Annotated in this window: 11 protein-coding genes and 1 tRNA gene; 4 read left to right on the top strand and 8 right to left on the bottom strand. The window is 68.0% G+C overall.

Annotation, left to right across the window (positions count from 1 at the left end):
* Window positions 1-1207: 1207 nt before the first annotated feature.
* Window positions 1208-1450 carry a hypothetical protein gene (locus tag ABZ893_RS18515; RefSeq protein ID WP_361404361.1) on the bottom strand — a complete coding sequence of 81 codons (243 nt, stop codon included), beginning with the start codon at window positions 1448-1450 and terminating at the stop codon, window positions 1208-1210.
* Between ABZ893_RS18515 and mycP (ABZ893_RS18510) the strand changes: the two genes are divergently transcribed.
* The 3 genes from mycP (ABZ893_RS18510) (at window position 1449) to mycP (ABZ893_RS18500) (ending at window position 5538) form a co-directional block, all read left to right on the top strand.
* The gene (gene mycP, locus ABZ893_RS18510; protein WP_361404358.1) at window positions 1449-2819 is read left to right on the top strand and encodes a type VII secretion-associated serine protease mycosin; all 1371 of its coding nucleotides are present in this window, start codon (window positions 1449-1451) and stop codon (window positions 2817-2819) included. The genes ABZ893_RS18515 and mycP (ABZ893_RS18510) overlap by 2 nt on opposite strands.
* The gene (mycP, locus tag ABZ893_RS18505; RefSeq protein ID WP_361404356.1) at window positions 2816-4162 is read left to right on the top strand and encodes a type VII secretion-associated serine protease mycosin; all 1347 of its coding nucleotides are present in this window, start codon (window positions 2816-2818) and stop codon (window positions 4160-4162) included. The genes mycP (ABZ893_RS18510) and mycP (ABZ893_RS18505) overlap by 4 nt, the downstream gene beginning before the upstream one ends.
* A gap of 155 nt (window positions 4163-4317) precedes the next feature.
* A complete protein-coding gene (gene mycP / locus ABZ893_RS18500) occupies window positions 4318-5538 on the top strand; it encodes a type VII secretion-associated serine protease mycosin (RefSeq protein WP_361404353.1) in 1221 nt (406 codons plus the stop codon).
* A gap of 10 nt (window positions 5539-5548) precedes the next feature.
* Here mycP (ABZ893_RS18500) and ABZ893_RS18495 read toward each other — a convergent pair whose 3' ends face one another.
* The 3 genes from ABZ893_RS18495 to ABZ893_RS18485 are packed head-to-tail and all read right to left on the bottom strand — an operon-like array spanning window position 5549 to window position 10866.
* The gene (locus tag ABZ893_RS18495; protein WP_361404350.1) at window positions 5549-7627 is read right to left on the bottom strand and encodes a PQQ-binding-like beta-propeller repeat protein; all 2079 of its coding nucleotides are present in this window, start codon (window positions 7625-7627) and stop codon (window positions 5549-5551) included.
* 48 nt (window positions 7628-7675) lie between these two features.
* Complete coding sequence (locus tag ABZ893_RS18490; RefSeq protein ID WP_361404348.1) at window positions 7676-9901, bottom strand: serine/threonine-protein kinase; 2226 nt, start codon at window positions 9899-9901, stop codon at window positions 7676-7678.
* A gap of 11 nt (window positions 9902-9912) precedes the next feature.
* The gene (locus tag ABZ893_RS18485) at window positions 9913-10866 is read right to left on the bottom strand and encodes a serine/threonine protein kinase (RefSeq protein ID WP_361404345.1); all 954 of its coding nucleotides are present in this window, start codon (window positions 10864-10866) and stop codon (window positions 9913-9915) included.
* Window positions 10867-12053: 1187 nt separating this feature from the next.
* Between ABZ893_RS18485 and ABZ893_RS18480 the strand changes: the two genes are divergently transcribed.
* A complete protein-coding gene (locus tag ABZ893_RS18480; protein ID WP_361404343.1) occupies window positions 12054-12665 on the top strand; it encodes a TetR-like C-terminal domain-containing protein in 612 nt (203 codons plus the stop codon).
* Window positions 12666-12979: 314 nt separating this feature from the next.
* Here ABZ893_RS18480 and ABZ893_RS18475 read toward each other — a convergent pair whose 3' ends face one another.
* The 4 genes from ABZ893_RS18475 to ABZ893_RS18460 form a co-directional block, all read right to left on the bottom strand.
* Complete coding sequence (locus ABZ893_RS18475) at window positions 12980-13519, bottom strand: hypothetical protein (RefSeq protein WP_361404340.1); 540 nt, start codon at window positions 13517-13519, stop codon at window positions 12980-12982.
* Window positions 13516-15585, bottom strand: a complete 2070-nt coding sequence (locus tag ABZ893_RS18470; protein ID WP_361404337.1) for a hypothetical protein — start codon at window positions 15583-15585, stop codon at window positions 13516-13518. The genes ABZ893_RS18475 and ABZ893_RS18470 overlap by 4 nt, the downstream gene beginning before the upstream one ends.
* Before the next feature lie 57 nt (window positions 15586-15642).
* A complete protein-coding gene (locus ABZ893_RS18465; protein WP_361404334.1) occupies window positions 15643-15999 on the bottom strand; it encodes a hypothetical protein in 357 nt (118 codons plus the stop codon).
* Window positions 16000-16203: 204 nt separating this feature from the next.
* Window positions 16204-16275: transfer RNA gene (locus ABZ893_RS18460), tRNA-Cys, on the bottom strand.
* Between the last annotated feature and the right edge of the window lie 83 nt (window positions 16276-16358).

Below are 16358 nucleotides of genomic sequence, written 5' to 3'. Positions count from 1 at the left end.
GGCGTTCCGCACCTGGGCCGGGGATCTGGCCAATGCGACGTTGACTCTTGGTGACTTCAGCGATGACTCGTCGAAGTGGCTTGCCGAGGCATCGAAAGCGATCGGTACCGCCCAGGCGTCCATCCCGCGAGACAAGGCCAGTGCCCAGGCGAACCTGGACGCGGCACGGGCTGCTCACAACGACCCTGACGCCGGCGCCATCGCGAGCAAGTCGTCGAGCGAACTCGCGGCGATTGCAGCGGACAAGGAGAAGGTGCGGCAGGAAGCCGCCACCGAGATGCGGAAGTTGGGACATGCGTATTCGCATTCCTCGACGCAGATGAATGGGCTGACTCGGCCCAAGTTCCCGCCGGCGCCCGATGTCGTCGTGCCCGACGCTGATGGTCAAGACCACTCGTCCCGAGCGGAGAGTGATGGTGCGGTTGCTGGAAAGCCCACGCCTGCAACCGGCGTGGCCGAGGCGACGGGTCGCACCGTCACCCCGGATGTGCCAACAGCTCATCGCGCGGATGTCGCGCAGGGGAGAGTGGTGCCGAGTATTGATGAGCGCCCGACGGGGATGGGTATCGACTCGGTAGGGACGCTGCCTGAAGTCAAGCAGCCTCCTGTGACCCCCACCGGATCAGGCCCAGTCGGACCGGGCCCCACCGGTCCCGGTGGCACGCCTCCCTCAATCGGTATGGTTCCGCCCGTATTCGGCGGCTCAGGGCGCAATTCTGTCACTGCGCGGGGCACCGGACCGGCGCTCACGGCGCGAGGCACTTCGCCGACGGGCCGAGCCGTAGGCACGCCCAAGACGGGCATCCCGTCGGCCGAGGGTGCTACTGGTCGGCCGACCACGCCGGGCGCACGGGGCCCCCTGACGCCTGGCCAGAGTGCCACGGGACGGGCAGGGGCGGGTCAGCCCGGCCGGCTTCCGACCAACGGCGGAGTGGCGGGCGGTCGTCCTCAACCGGCAACAGGCAAGCCTGCCACGGGCATTCCGCGCGGCACGGTGATGGGCAGGGAAGGCGTCACGGGCGGCCGAGGAGTGCCGTCTCAGGGTGCGACGGGAGCCAGGCCTGCGCCGGCGGCCGGAACCTCTGGTTCACGCAGCGGGGCCTCGGGGCGTCGCGTGACCGGCGCAACGGGCGAGAGCGGTGGCATCGTGGGGGGCCGGCCGCAGCAGCAAGGCCGCGCGAACGCCCGCTCGTTCAGTTCCGGGGGCTCAGGCTTGATCCGAGGCCAGGGCGCAGGGGGAACGCCCCAAGAAGGTACTCACGGCGCGAGCCAGGCAGGGCGCGGAGGCGCCGTGCCACGTGGCGCCCAACCGCAGGGCCGCCAGGACGAAGAGCGAGGTGGCCGCCCCGGCTATCTCGTAGAGGACGAAGCGACCTGGCAGCCGGATGACCGGGGAAATGTGCCGCCCGTCGTCGATGACGACACCAAGAATAACGAGAGGTAATTTCATGCCCACCAGCAGCAATTGGCACGGCCGCCGAGCCGTCTCCTCGGCAGCCCTCGGTTTGCTGTTGGTAGGTGCCACGGCGACGCCCGCACTCGCGGAATCCAACCGCGATAAGCAGTGGTACCTCACTGCGATGCAGGCCGAGAAAATGTGGCGCATCAGCAAGGGGGAAGGCGTCACAGTCGCGGTGATCGACTCCGGAGTCGAGTCGAACAACCCTGACCTGCAGGGCCGGGTGCTGGACGGTCTGGATCTGGCGCCGAAAGAGGCCGGTGATGAGCACACGGATTATGCGGGCCATGGCACCGGAATGGCTGGGCTGATCGCAGGAACAGGGGCACGGCGAGGTGGTCAGGGAGCGTTCGGCCTGGCTCCGGGCGCCAAGATCCTCCCGATTCGAATGCCAGACGGGAATAAGGTTGGCAATCGGTATTACGCGAGCGACCAATTCAATCAGGCCGCACCCAAGGCGATCCGGTTCGCGGTTGACCATGGCGCCAAGGTCATCAACATCTCCCTGGGGGCCATCGAAGGCTCGTCTAAACTCACGGACTCGGTGGATTACGCGCTGAAGAAGGGTTCGCTGGTCTTCGCTTCCTCGGGAAATGATGGAGAGGATCTGAACAAGGCCTCATATCCGGCCGCCACTCCGGGGGTCATTGCCGTAAGCGCGATCGGTAAAGATCTCCATATGACCCCTGAGTCCACTCATGGCAAGCAAGTGGATATGGCCGCTCCGGGTGCTGACATGGTCCATGCGTGTGGAAGCAAGTCCAGCGACACCGGCCTCTGCAGGACCAGCGGCACGAGTGACGCCTCGGCCCTGGCGTCCGCGAGTGCTGCACTGATCTGGGCCAAGCACCCTGACTGGACCAACAACCAGGTCCTCCGGGTCATGCTCAACACCATTGGCCGCGCAGCCAACGGGGAAAAGCGCAACGATTTCACCGGCTACGGAGCGGTTCGCCCCCGGATCGCCCTGACGAACCCCGGCGACCCCGGCCCGGCGGACAAGTACCCGCTGCCCGACTATCCCGTGGCGGCATCAAAGCCCTCCAAGCCTTCGAAGAGTGCTCAGGCGCCGGACGACGCCAGTTCCGCCGCGCCGGCGGCTGCATCCGAGGGCAGCAACACCCCGCTATGGATCGGCATCGGCGTGGGCGCCGCTGCCCTGATCGCCGCAGGCATCGCCGTCCCGGTCCTCCGTAACCGCAAGCGCCGCAGCGCTCCGCAGCCGCCCGCGTACTCGCACGCTCCGGTTCCGGGAGCGCCGCAGTACCAGCCGTTCGGCACTCCGCAGAGCTACGCGCCGAGCCACGACCCGAACTCGTCGTACGGCGGCGGTCCGCAGGGGCCTGGTCCGTCTGCGTGACGAGGATCTATAGCGGTGCGATCACCTCAGTCGTTGTCGGCCTGACGCTGGTAGGCGCTGCAGCCGCCCCGGCCCAGGCCGAATCGACTCGGTCCGAACAGTGGTTTCTCGACGTCATGCACGCCGAGAGCATGTGGAGGACGAGCACTGGAGCGGGTGTCACCGTTGCCGTGATCGATACGGGTGTGGATCCCCAGAATCCGGATCTCAAGGGGCGGATTCTGGCAGGAAAGGATCTCGCAGAAGGTCTGTCCGGCGACGCACACACCGACTATGACGGCCACGGCACCGGAATGGCGGGCCTGATCGCAGGGACCGGAGCCTACGCCGGAGGCCAGGGTGCCTTCGGGCTTGCGCCCGGTGTCAAGATCCTTCCGATCCGGCTGCCTGATGGCTCGAAAGCCAACAACGGAGCGGCTGCGGACGCCCAATTCCTCAAGGCCACCTTGGTCGGCATCCGCTACGCGGCGGACCATGGCGCGAAGGTCATCAATATTTCGCAAGGCGTTGAGGACGAGTCGGAGCAGCTGACGAACGCCGTTGATTACGCCCTGAGGAAGGGGTCCCTGGTGTTCGCCGCGGTCGGGAACACGGGAGACGAGGACAACTCGGTCCAGTACCCGGCCGGCACACCGGGCGTCGTAGGCGTGGGTGCCGTAGGCAAGAACCTGGGCAAGACAGCGGAATCGCAGCACGGCCCGCAGGTGGATGTGTCTGCTCCGGGCGACAAGATGGTGCACGCCTGCGGTGGCGGAACGGGCCTCTGTGAGACCCACGGCAGCAGCGATGCCACCGCTCTAGCCTCCGCCAGCGCCGCCCTGATCTGGGCCAAGCACCCGGACTGGACCAACAATCAGGTCCTCCGGGTCATGCTCAACACCATCGGCGGCCCCACGGACGGTGCGAAGCGTAACGACGGTATTGGTTACGGCATCGTCCGTCCCCGCATCGCCCTGAAGAACCCAGGCGATCCCGGCCCTGCCGACAAGTACCCGCTCCCCGACTATCCGGTCGCAGTATCCAAGCCCTCCAAGACCGCTCAGGCACCGGACGACGCCAGTTCCGCCGCGTCCAAGAGCCCCGCCGGCAACACCCCACTCTGGACCGCCGCTGGCATAGGCGCCGCCGCGCTGATCGGCGTGGGCGTAGCCGTCGGCGTCACCCGCCGCCGCAAGCGCCGTGGCGCGCCGCCACCCACGCCTCCGTACCCCCAGGCGGCCCCCGCCGCCCCCGCACCGCGGTACACCCACCCCTACGGCCCTCCCCAGAACCACCCCACCAGCCACGACCCGAACTCGCCCTACGGCGGCGGCCGTTCGCAGGGGACAGGGCCGGTCGCGTGACGTTGAGGTTGATCGACATGTACGGACAGCGGGTATGCGCACGCACACGCACACGCGTAACGGCAACAACGACCCTCGCCCTACTGCTCGCCGGCGCCGCAGCAGCCCCCGCTCACGCGGAATCCATCCGCTCCCGCCAGTGGTACCTGGACCGTATGCAGGCCGAACAGATGTGGAAGGTCAGTACCGGCAAGGGCATCACCGTCGCCGTCGTCGACACCGGTGTGGAGGCCACGACCCCGGACCTCGGGGGCAGGATCGTGCCGGGTCTGGACCTCGCGCCGCGTTCGCCCGGCGACGAGCGGACCGACTACGACGGGCACGGAACCGGAGTCGCCGCACTGATCGCGGGGACCGGCGCGGACGGCGGTGGGCAAGGGGGGTTCGGAGTGGCGCCGGGCGCCAAGATCATGCCCATCCGCATCCCTGACATCAACAACGCGAACAGCCTGGGCGAGCTGGCGACGAAGGACAACCCCGTTTTCGCCAAGGCCATTCGCTACGCGGCCGATCACAACGCCAAGGTCATCAACGTTTCCCAGGAGCTGATCGAGGGCTCGACAGAACTGACCGAAGCTGTGAAGTACGCCTTGGGCAAGGGGTCCCTGGTCTTCGCGTCGGTGGGCGAGGGCGGCGACATCGGGAGCGAACTGGATTACCCGGCCGCAACGCCCGGCGTGGTGGGCGTCGGTGCCGTGAACAAGGACATTGCCGCGACGGAAACGTCCCAGAAGGGCGACCAGGTCGACCTGTCCGCCCCCGGTGTCGACATGGTGCACGCGTGCGGGACCAAGGCGAGCAAGACCGGGTACTGCAGAACGGCCGGGACGGGCGACGCCACCGCCATCGCCTCCGCCAGCGCCGCCCTGATCTGGGCCAAGCACCCCGACTGGACCAACAACCAGGTGCTCAGGGTGCTGCTCAACACCCTCGGCGGTCCGAGGGACGGCTCGGAGCGGAACGGCGCCATCGGATACGGAGTCGTACGCCCCCGCATCGCCCTGCCGAAGCCAGGAAATCCGGGTCCGGCCGACAAGTATCCGCTGCCGGACTTCCCGCTTCCCGAGGTGATCACGTACCCGTCACCGAAGGCCTCGGACGCGGCGCCGCAGACCGCCGCCGAGCAGAGCGACAGTAACGCTCCCTTGTGGATCGGAATCGGCATCGGCGCTGCCGTGCTGATCGGCGCGGGCGTCGCCGTTCCGCTGGTCCGACGCCGTAAGAGCCGAGGCGTGCAGCAGCCTCCGGCGCCGGCCTACGTTCCGAGCCCGGCGCCGGCCTACGCTCCGAGCCGGCCGGCGCATCCCGCGTACACCCCGTGGCCCGCCTCGGATCCGAACTACCCCGGTCCCGGGACCCCGCCCGGCGGACAGTAGGGGCCCGAGGTCAGTAGACCGACAGCGCGGTGATCGCGCTGTCATGCTGCACGAAGACGCGATTGCCGTCCGCCGCCAGGTCGATGTAGTCAGCCTTGGGCAGGTCGTACGCCCACCTGGCCGTGCCGTCCTCGATGTTCATGGTGCTCACCTGCTCCGAGCCCTCCCTGTACAAGTAGGTCCACAGGCCGCTTCCTTGACGCAGGACAGGGCTCCAGTAGCTCGCCTCACCCAGCGTCGACCAGTCGTCGCTGCCGTCCTTCATCAGGATGCGCCGGGTGTGGTCCCCGTCGTTCACGTAGAGCGAGTCGCCGTACACCAGAGGCGGTCCCCACGCCTTCGCGCCGAGGCGGTACCCGGGCTTGGACTCCCACAGCTTCTTGCCGTCACGCAGGCGACGAGCCGTCAGGGGCTCGCCGTTGAGATAGACGATTCCCTTGTGGACGGCCGGAACGACGTCCAGATCCGTCTTCTGCGGGAACGACCACACCGGATGGCCGTCGGCCGTGGCCATGGTGAGGATGCCGCCGCCGTCTCCCACGAACACCAGCAGTCCCTCATCGATGACGGCCCGGTACTGGACCTTCCCGCGGTACTCGGGCGGGAACTTCGACGTCCAGCGGACCTTCGCGTCGGAACGGCTGATGCTGCGCAGCTGGTCGTCGGCGGTGAGTACGTACACGGCTTCGTCGTCCGAGGCGACGAGTGCCTTGGCCTCCGCCGCCCGACACGTCCACTTGGGCTGCCCGGTGGAGGCGACGAACGTGCGGAGGGTCCCCTGCCCGTCCGCCATCGCGATCAGCTGGTCCGAGAGTGAGAGGCAGCCGGCCCTGACCTGTGCGTCGGGCACCGTCCACCGCCGCTTTCCGTTCCTGACGTCGTGTGCGGCGATCCCGCCTTTCAGCGACGCGAAGACGAGGACGTCCCGTACGGGAAGGAGGCCCCCGTGCGCGCCGTCCATCACGTCGGCCGCGTCCCACAGGGTCGTGGGCTTGCCGCCGGCTCCGGTGTCGAGGGTGGCCTTGGGCGTGCGCACCGCCGGCGGCGCGTAGAAGGGATCCTTGCTCTTCTCCGCTTCCTGCTTCTTCTGCGCGCCCAGCCACCAGGCGGTGCCGCCACCTCCTGCCGCCAGTACCGCGCCACCCGCGGCGAATCCGGTGATCAGCCGTCGCCGGGTCAGACCCGGGGCCGTCTCGGACGAGCCGCGCCCGGCCAACTCCCGTGCGCTGTCCTCGCGTTCCTTGATCGAGTCGGCGAGTGGCCCGTGCCGCCAGATCCGACGGGCCTTCCCCGGATCGTCGAAGGCAGCCGTGATCTGGCTCGGTGTGGGACGTGCAGCCGGGTCCTTGGCCAGACACGGAGCGATGAGCGTTCTCAACTGCATGGGGACGGTGTCGAGTTGGGGCTCCCCGTGGACCACCTCGTACTGGACGGCGGCGACGTGCCCGCCGCCGTACGCGGGCCTGCCGCCCGCCGCGTAGACCAGGACCGCGCCCAGCGAGAACACGTCCGCCGGGGGCGAGACGCGCTGTCCGAGGACCTGCTCGGGGGCGCCGTAGCCCGGGGTGACCGGGACCTGGCCGGTGGTGGTGAGGGTGAGGCCGTGCTCGGGGCGGGCGATTCCGAAGTCGATGACGCGCGGTCCGCTCGACGTCATGACGATGTTCGGCGGCTTGAGATCGCGGTGGATGAACCCGGCCGCGTGGATGTCGGTGAGGGTGCGGGCCAGCGAGGCCGCGAGCGCCCGTACGGCGGATTCGTCGAGCTGGCCGTGGGCGGCCACGGCCTGGTCGAGGGTCGGCCCGGCGAGGAACTCGGTGGCGATCCACGGGCGCCCGCCCTCCGTCTGCGCCCCGAGCACCGCGGCGATACCCGGGCTCCGCACGGCTTGCGCGGCCTGCGCCTCCCGGACGAAACGCTGTGCCAGATGCGTGTCATGGGCGAGTTCCGGACGCAGCACCTTCACGGCCGCGAGCGTTCCGGCGTCGTCCTGGCCGACGTAGACCTTGCCCATGCCGCCCTCGCCCAGGACGCCGAGCAGACGGTACGGGCCGAGGCGGACGGGGTCGCCGGTGCCGAGGGGTTTCATCAGAGCTGGCTTTCTGCGCGCGGGGGACGTGACGGGCTTATGGGCAGGTCACGCGAGTGGGTACGCGGCCACGTATTTGCTGGCGACCGCGATAATGACGCTGTTCTTCTCGTCGCCGTAGAACTGCTCGCCGGACGTGACATAGGTCCGTGCGGCGGTGTGCGAGGCGAGGCTGACGGCTCGGAGCGTCACCCCGCTCTTGTAGTACGCGTACCGGGTGCCGACGACGGGACGGCAGGTCACGAAGGCGCTGCCCGTGCTGTCGCCCTTCTCCGTCCATCGCTGCTTTCCGCTGCGCGGGTCGACGGCGACCAGGCCGACGCCGTCCACCGTCGCGTACAGGACTCCGGATTTGAGGGTCGGGGGGCTGTACGTCTCTCCGTACCCTTGGGCCGGCCTGGAGGACCAGACCTGCCGGCCGTCGGTCAGGCGCAGGGCCCGCAGCTGCCCGGCGCCCAGATAGACGTGCGAGTCGTCGGCCGCGATGCTTTCGCGTACCGACTCGGGGTCGTCGACGGGGCCATAGGGCTGGTCCCAAATCACCGCACCGGTACGGGTGTTACGTACGACGACGCGCACCGCACCCTCCTCGCGCTCCTGGTACGTGATCAGGCGGTCACCGATGACCTGCGCCGCGAGGAAGTGCAGTCGTTTGCTGTCATTGCGTCGTGACGGCAGTGGCTGCGTCCACGAGGTCTTGCCGGTGCGGCCGTCCACCGCCCGCAGGGTCCACTTCTGGTTCGCGCGGAACTCTCCCGCGCCGCTGGGCGGGTCCTGGCCGTCGCCGACCGCCAGATAGATGGATCCGTCGGCGACGCACAGCAGCTGGTTGCCTTCGAGACGGCCGTTGCTGGCGGGGAGGCGGGCGAGAGTGGTCAGGGTCCGGCCGTCGTCGGTGCTGACGGTGTGAACCGCGAGTGGCGGATGCTTCTGCTCCGAGTCCGAGGCGGGCGTCTCGATGCGGTACACCTTCTGGCCCACGCCGCATTGCCAGCTCGTCACTGTGCTGGGGGCGTCCCACTTCGGGTCGCCGGTGCGTGGCTCGAGCCCCCCGAAGCCTCCCAGGTCCATCAGGAGGGTGCCCGGTACGGAATGGGGAAACAGAGGGCCCAGCTCGTGCTGCCGGTCGCGGTCCTCCGCCTTCCACAAGGGGGCGAGCCCTGTGGTCGGCTTGGCGTTCGCGCCGTTGTCGGGCTGCGCGCCGGCGTCGTCAGGGCCGGCCCCCGACTCGGACTGGCCACTCCAGTAGAAGAAGCCTCCTGCCGCTGCGGCGACACCTGCGGACGCACCACCGCCGAGGGCCAGGAAGCGGCGCCGGGAGACGGAGGCGGCAGTCGGCCTCGTGGACGCCGGAGCGGGAGCCTCCGCAGCAGGCGCCGTCATCCGCTGCGCCGTCACCCCCCAAACGTCACTCGCCCGCCGCCCGATCTCCGCGAGGACCGTCGCCGGGAGGTGGTCGGCGAACTCGCCGCTGCCGTCGTGGAGTTGGGTGGCGATCTCGGCCGTGGTGGGGCGGTGGGCCGGGTCCTTGGCGAGGCAGCGGGTCAGGAGGGGGAGGAGGGAGGGCGGTACGGCGCCGAGGTCCGGTTCCGCGTAGCGCACCCGGTACAGGAGGTCCGCCGGCTGGCCCTGGCCGAACGGGCCGTGGCCCGTCGCCGCGAAGACCAGGACGCCGGCCAGCGCGAACACGTCACCCGCCGCGTCGTGTTCCTGGCCGGTCGCCTGTTCGGGGGACATGAAGGCCGGGGTGCCGACGGCGGCGCCGGTCTGGGTGAGCCGGGCGTCGCCGATCGCGCGGGCGATACCGAAGTCGATGACCTTCGGCCCGTACGCGGTGACCATGATGTTGGACGGCTTGAGGTCGCGGTGGACGACGTCGGAACGGTGCAGCTGTTCGAGGGCGTTGGCGAGTGCGGCCCCGAGGGCACGGACCGAGGCCTCCGGGAGGGGGCCGTTCCACTGGACGGCGTCGTCGAGCGGCGGGCCGAGCACGTACTCGGTGGCGAGCCACGGCGTCTCGGCGAGCGGATCGGCGTCCACGACCTGGGCCCCGTAACGGCCCCCGATGACCCGCGCGGCATCGACCTCCAGCCGGAAGCGCGTACGCGAATCAGGGTCGGCGGCGATGCGCGCGTGCATGGTCTTGAGCGCAACGGTACGGCCGCGGGCCGAGCGGCCGAGATAGACGGTGCCCATGCCGCCGCTGCCGAGACGGGCAAGCAGCCGGTACGCGCCCAGGGCGATGGGGTCGTCGTGCGTGAGAGGGGAGGGCATGTCGGTTGCTGTCAGTCCTGGGGGCGGTCGGCCGGGGCGAGAAGGTCGGGTTCCGCGGCGAGCAGCGCCGCCGACTGATGGGCGATGGCGGCGATGACGCGGGCGGGCAGCCAGCCGGGCCCGAGGAGGGCGGCGGCGCGCGAACCGGTCTGCGTGGCGACGGGGGAGGGGGAGGGAGGGACGAACTCCTCCTGGACCGCTGCCAGTTGAGGCCGGTCGCCAGGGTCGCGGGCGAGGCATCGTCCGATGACGGAACGCAGCGCGGGCGGCAGTTCGTCCCGTTCCGGGGCGGTGGTGCCGGTGGCCGCGTACGCGAGGGTGGCGCCCAGCGCGTATACGTCGCCCATGGGGCGCGGCCGCCCGCCCGAGGCCTGCTCCGGCGGCAGACTGCCCGCGTCGAGACCGGGCAGCCCGGAACGCGCGGTGCCGTCGGGAGCGGCGGCCCGCACGGCGCCGAAACAGGTGAGCCGGGGGCCGTCGGCGGCGAGGAGTACGGCGGCGGGGGACAGGCCGGCGTGCGTCAGGCGCTGGTTGTGCGCGATGGCGAGGGTCTCAGCGAGGGCGGCGCCGAGGGCGCGGACGGTGCGCTCGGGGAGGGGGCCGCCGTGCACGGCGAGGGCGGTGGGCAGGGGGAGGGCGGGCACGTAGGGGCGGGCGTGCCAGGGGGCGTCGCCGGGCGGGGCCAACTCCGTTGCGGGCAGAGCCCATGGCCCGAGCAGGAACCGGGACGCTTCCGCTTCGACCATGAAGGGGCGGGGGTCGGCGCCGACGAGCGGGGTGCTTACGAACATGGTCCGGTCGCCGTCGGAGCTACGGGCGATGTAGCGGTTCTCGGGGACGGCGACGGGAGCGAGGAGACGGGAGGAGGGGGCGTCGAGGCGAGTGATGACGGTGAAGGGCCCGGTACGGGAGGTCTTGGTACCACCCCTCGCCCCTGGCTCCGCCCCGACCTCTGGCGTACGCATGTGCAACTGCCCCCCCGTCCGTTTAACCGCCCGGCGAGACTACTAGAGGGGTGCGAGAGCGGCTGGACGGCGGTTCAGGGGCGGCGCCGGCGCTTGTGGGCATCGAGCACGCATCGCTAGGTTCGTGTCTTCATAACTCGTATCGAAGGTCAGCAGGCGTCGAGTGGGCAGGCCGTCTACGACCTAACGAGGATGGGCGCTCTCGAGCGGGGGAAATAGATGAATGCGGTTCCGAAGGTTCGAGGATTCCGCAATCCCTGGATACTTTCCGGGCTCTCGGTGCTGGTTGTCCTTGCGGGGGTGCTGGTTTGGTCCTCCAGATCTGTACGTGGAAACGCAGTGTCGATTCCGGACAGGGTGTGCCAGAACTCTTTGTCAAGTAAGTATGTCAGGGCGCTACTACCGAAGAGCGGGGAGCAGTTCAGGGAAGTTCCTATCACTACCGGATTCGCTATCCCGGCAAAACCTCACGTGCACGGGGGTGGGGGAAGTTGTGACCTTGCCGCGGGCGGGCAGGCGGTCTCGATCGCGCACAGTCTGTTCCTTGACGGATACTCAGACGCAAAGATTGACGAAGATGCGGCGAAGTTGGGTTTGAAGTCTCTGAGGTTCGGTGAGGCGAAGGGGTATGCGGGACAGCCCGTCGGGCATCCAAAGAGTCCTGTGGGTGCCGCAATTTTCATGGACTGCCCTAAGCCGGGGGTTCGCGACGCCAGCAAATATGTGCTTGAAGTGACCGTCACGGGGCCGCGGGGTAATTCCGATGTAAGCACGCGCGAGAACGTGGTATCCCTGGTTTCGGAAGCTGCGCGCGTCGTTGCTCGTGATTTGCTGGGATGTACTGGTGCGGAAAATTTGCCGGAGGGCTCGGCGACGGTTGCGGAGGGGTGAGCCGCCCGCTGGGGTTCCCGGGTCAGGAGTGGACGTAGTACTTGGTCTGTGCCGCGCCGGGCGGTGCCGCCACCGCTGTCGCGCTCGTCGGCCGGCGCGGTAGCGGTATCCCCCGGTATCCCCCGTTCCCCCTACCCTCAGTGCGGCGCGAGGCGGCTAACGCTTATTGCCGCGCATTAAGGTGCCCTCACGTTAGCCGGAGGCTCGCCGGCCCCGCCGTTAGAAAAACGGTAGGAATCGGCCGAGTCGCACGTGAAGATCTCGTGACCATTGGTGCGGCATCTAGATTGGCGTCGATGACAGAGCGACCACAGCCCGGCTCGGCCCGGCCCGGCGGGCGTACGGCCCGCACCCGTGCGGCAGTTCTCGCGGCGACGTTGGACGAGCTCGCTGAAGTCGGGTTCGCGGCACTCACTCTGGACCGGCTCGCCGCCCGCTCCGGCGTCCACGTCTCGACGATCCGTCGGCGCTGGCGCACGGTCGAGGGCGTCATCGCCGATCTGATGGCCCAGCACAGTTCGACCATTCCGACGCCGGACTCCGGTGACTTCCGGCAGGACCTGCACGAACTGGCCCAGGCCATCGCCGGGTTCCACGCCTTGCCGCGTAGTCGCAACCTCGTCGAGGCGATGGTCGCCGCCGCCGCTTACGACCCGCACATCGCTGAGCTTGTGCGGGGTGCGTTCTTGGCTCGAATTGATGTGGTGACGCCGTTGGTTCACCGGGCTGTGGCGCGGGGTGACGCTCCGTCGGGTACGGATCCGTACGAAGTCATTACCGCCCTCAGCGCCCCTTTCTACTACCGGCTTCTCGTCATGCGGCGGCCCATTGACGAGCGGCTCGTACGGGTGAGTGCCGAGTCGGCGTACCGGGCCGCTTGCGGGGGTGTTTTCGGTGAGGGTGAGTGACTGGGGTGGGTGCGTGTGTGGCGGTGGCGCGCCGGGCGTGTAGATCGAGCGAACGTCGGCTGTTCGCCTGGTCGTGGAGGTCAGCGAATACTTACTCTTGAGTAAGAGAGCCGCCCGACTTCCCCCCGCGGTCGGGCGGCTCTCGTGTGGTCGTACGTTGGACTTCGGAGCGGCGGGACCCGGGCGGGCCCGAGCCGAGCTCCTACGAGCCCGTTCCCTCCGCCGGCAAGCTGATTCTCTTCGTGGCGGTGTTTGTTGCGTTTGCCGTGATTGTGGTCGGTGGGGGTGTGTATTTCACGGCGGGCAGTTAACGGTCAGGGTGGGGTGCAGCCGACGGTTTTCATGGTTGCGGGCATGTAGGTGCGCATGAATCGTTCGATTTCCCTCGGCTGGTGGACGATCTTGCGATCGCGCGTGACTTTGAGGGCGAGAGTGAAGTGCCACTTCCCTCGTCCCTTGCAGCGAGTTGTGGCCATCGACCCGTCGTCCCCGATCGTGGCGGAGTCGGCCAGGTGAGGCATACGCCTAGGCTCCCAAAGTCCCGTCACGGAGTTGTTGGGTGACGAGTACTTCATCGGGTCGATGGTGTCGGTGTGCCAGTCGAACCGGAGTCGGAGAGCTTCGGTTTTATCGACGGAAATGATGCATACAGACCTGCCCTTCTCGCCCCAACCCGCGGCGTGCCACTCGCTCAATTCTCCGGTGGACTTGAGGAGAGGGGCGGTGAGCTTCGGGTCTACGGGTGTTTCGCAAATCGACGCGGGGATCTTGATGTTCTGCGAGCCGCAGGCGGGCAAACAGAGCATGAAAATTGCCAGTGAAGCCATTTGGGCCACTTTGCTGCGGCGGATCACTTGGTGGCCTCCCCGGATACGCCTTGAGCGCGTAGAGCTCCGGCGTCGGCAGCTTGGTCGACTACGCCTTGGGGGTCGTACGGTGAACCGGGTGTCTTGTGCGTCTTGCGCCATTCATCCGCCAGGGCCATCAGCTGGTTGTTTCGATTGCTGTACGTGGCGATGTTGGCGTCCGCTGCCTTGTCGTCGAGTTTCCGCTGTTCGTCGGCCAGCCACCTCTCGGTCACATAGTCCACTCCGGACTGGACCTCGTCACTCCCCACGGGGAGGTAACCGATGGCCTGATCGACGATCCATTTGTGTTTGAACTCGGCGGTCTGGGGCGCGCCCGCAGCGGAGACCCTGGCCTGTTCGAGGAACCCCACCGTTCGCCCCGCACGGGTCAGTGAGTCCATCGGGTACTTCTGATCCGGGTCATGGATATCGCTGACGATCGCGTGGTTGATTCCGCTGTTGAGCGCCGCATACGAGCCCTGGTCCTTCGACACCTGCTTCACGACCTCGTACAGCTTGTCCTGCTCGATGGGTGACCCCTTCATGTCGATTCGGCTCGCCGCCGCATGAACCGTATCCCCGTGATTGACCAGAATCTTCGCCATCGGTTCCCGTAGTGATGAAGGGAATTTGTCACCCTCGTCCGCCAGATACGTCAGGGACGACTTGAAGACCTTGTTGTTGGCGTCGGAGTGTTTGACGTATTTGGCGTCCGGGTCCGTCGGGTCCAGGCCTGTGGCTCCTGCCTGGAGGGCCGATGCGAAGCCTGCTCGGGTGTCCTTGTCCAGGGATGGGGTGTACGTCGTCGCCTTTGCGGCCTCTTCTGTGTGCAGAGTTACCTTCCAGTCGCGGTCGTGCATCAGGTACTTCATTCGGGCGTCGTCGCTGAGGTAGTGCGCCGCCGTGGCCGGGGCGTGGCTCATGACGCCCAGGGCTCCGTCCACCGGGTCGTTGGCGAACCAGCCGTCCTGTTTGCCGGCGTACTCGCCCTTCAGGTCCCAGATGTCGGGGTTCTTTTTCTCGGCCGTGATCATGTCGTCCGTGATGTTTTCCAGGAAGTCCCGGCCGTATCCGTCGCCGTGCCGCATCAGCGTGACCAGGGACTGGTAGCCGCGGACCTTGTCCAGCCTCGCTCCCTGCGCGGCCGTTTCGTAACGGGCCACGCCCGCCTTCCGCATTTCCGCCCGCCAGTGCCTGTACCACTCGGAGTGGGAATTCTTGGTTGCTGACGCGAGGGAGTTGGCGAGGCCCGTTTCGAGGGAGTTGTACGTTGCCGCATGACGAGTGTCCGTGACGTGGGCCAGGTCGCCCAGGCTGTTCGTCAGGCGGATCGTGCCGCTCGGGCCCAAGCTGTCCAGGAGGGTGCGGCTGAATGCCGGGTCGTGGCTGTTGTCGCGGAACGAGCGTTGTAGTTCGGTGAGTTGGTGTGCGGTCAGGTGTTCGCCGTTTGCCAGTTTTCGGGCGGAGAGACTTGCCGCTTCGGCTTCGTATTGCTCGATGTCGCCCTTCGCGCTCGCGTTGAAGCCGTTTCCCGTTCCGTCCGTCAGGTCGGAATCGAAGACGGCCGCGCTCAGTGCGATCTCCACGCCCTCGTCCGCGTCTCCCACCGCGCGCACCGCCCTGTCGATGCGCCCCTGCCAGGATTCGACCGCCCGATGGACCTCCGCCCTGCTCCCCGGGTCATGCAGCGCCGAACCCGCCTCGCTCGCCGCCGCGCGTTCCTCGTCGTACGCCACCACGCCCCGCGCCGACACCCTTATGCCGGCCTTGACCGCCGCCGCCCGCTCCGATTTGAGGTTGCCTCGTAAGGTCGTGAACTGCGCGTGTGCGTCCCGGAGGAGAGAAGCGATCGCCTTTGCTTCCGTCTGGGCGTTCTGGAATTCGTGGAGGGTCACGTCGAAGCGTTTGGCGGCCGCGTCCGCGCTCAAGCCCGTCCAGGTGGTGGGGGAAGGTGGGCCGGGGGTGATTCCGTGGACGTCCCTCTTGTAGTCCGCCTCCCGTTTTCCGAATTCCTTCGCCATTCCGTCCCAGCGGTCCGCCGCCGTGGTGAGCGTGGCCAGGTCGGTGGTCATGATCTCGTGGTACGTGGGCAACCGTCCGGTCCTCGTTCTCAGTTGTCTGCCAGTTGCTCAGTAGCTGTCCAGTGATGACTTCGTCCGTACGTGTGCCCCTACGCCGAAGTCCGTTCCCTGGAGCACGGTCGTCGTCGCCCGTAGCGACACCTTCTCCGAACTCAGCCTGTTCATAAGGGACTTCACCTGATCCGCCCACGTCTTGTGCGCCTTCTTCAGGGCCCTCGACGTGACCCAGCCGTGCCCGTCCTTCGCGTCGAACGCCCTGACCGCGGCCCCCGTGTCCTCGTCCGCCCACTCGCCCGAGCGGCGCGTGTCCGGTTCGATGTGCTCCTCGATCGCCCGTGCCGAGGCGCGCTTCCGTGCCGGTGACGACGCGAGGTTCTGCTGCCCTGGGGCAGGTCCGAAGGTCATGGTGGTGAGGTCCTCCCCGTAGAGGTGCTCCAGATCGAAACTCCGCCCGATGCTCAACTGCCGTGCATTCAGGCGGGATTCTGGGCAACGACAGGGCGGATGCGCTGGTCACCCCACGTGCGGGTGATGCGGCGCCTTGACGGGGGAGGGGGAATGCCGAAGGGGCGCCCCGGTGAATCGGGGCGCCCCTTGTCGGGCTGATCGAGGCCGTGACCGGAATCGAACCGGTGTGCTTCGCTTTGCAGGCGAATCCCTAAACCACTCGGGCACACGGCCGGGGTGAACTCGATGCACTGACCGTATGGGCCGGCGGTGGCAGGGCTCAAGGGATGGTCGAGGGCTGCAATACGACTGCCATA

This window comes from Streptomyces sp. NPDC046821 (genome assembly GCF_040645335.1).
GTDB lineage: Bacteria > Actinomycetota > Actinomycetes > Streptomycetales > Streptomycetaceae > Streptomyces.
The sequence above is the reverse complement of the archived record's forward strand: the minus strand, read 5'-3'. Positions and strand labels throughout refer to the sequence as shown.

Excerpts from the sequence above, each read along its gene's own strand:
- mycP (WP_361404358.1), top strand. The coding sequence starts at position 1,449 with ATGCCCACCAGCAGCAATTGGCACGGCCGCCGAGCCGTCTCCTCGGCA.
- ABZ893_RS18515 (WP_361404361.1), bottom strand. The coding sequence starts at position 1,450 with ATGAAATTACCTCTCGTTATTCTTGGTGTCGTCATCGACGACGGGCGG.
- mycP (WP_361404353.1), top strand. The coding sequence starts at position 4,318 with ATGCAGGCCGAACAGATGTGGAAGGTCAGTACCGGCAAGGGCATCACC.
- ABZ893_RS18495 (WP_361404350.1), bottom strand. The coding sequence starts at position 7,627 with ATGAAACCCCTCGGCACCGGCGACCCCGTCCGCCTCGGCCCGTACCGT.
- ABZ893_RS18490 (WP_361404348.1), bottom strand. The coding sequence starts at position 9,901 with ATGCCCTCCCCTCTCACGCACGACGACCCCATCGCCCTGGGCGCGTAC.
- ABZ893_RS18485 (WP_361404345.1), bottom strand. The coding sequence starts at position 10,866 with ATGCGTACGCCAGAGGTCGGGGCGGAGCCAGGGGCGAGGGGTGGTACC.
- ABZ893_RS18480 (WP_361404343.1), top strand. The coding sequence starts at position 12,054 with ATGACAGAGCGACCACAGCCCGGCTCGGCCCGGCCCGGCGGGCGTACG.
- ABZ893_RS18470 (WP_361404337.1), bottom strand. The coding sequence starts at position 15,585 with ATGACCACCGACCTGGCCACGCTCACCACGGCGGCGGACCGCTGGGAC.
- ABZ893_RS18465 (WP_361404334.1), bottom strand. The coding sequence starts at position 15,999 with ATGACCTTCGGACCTGCCCCAGGGCAGCAGAACCTCGCGTCGTCACCG.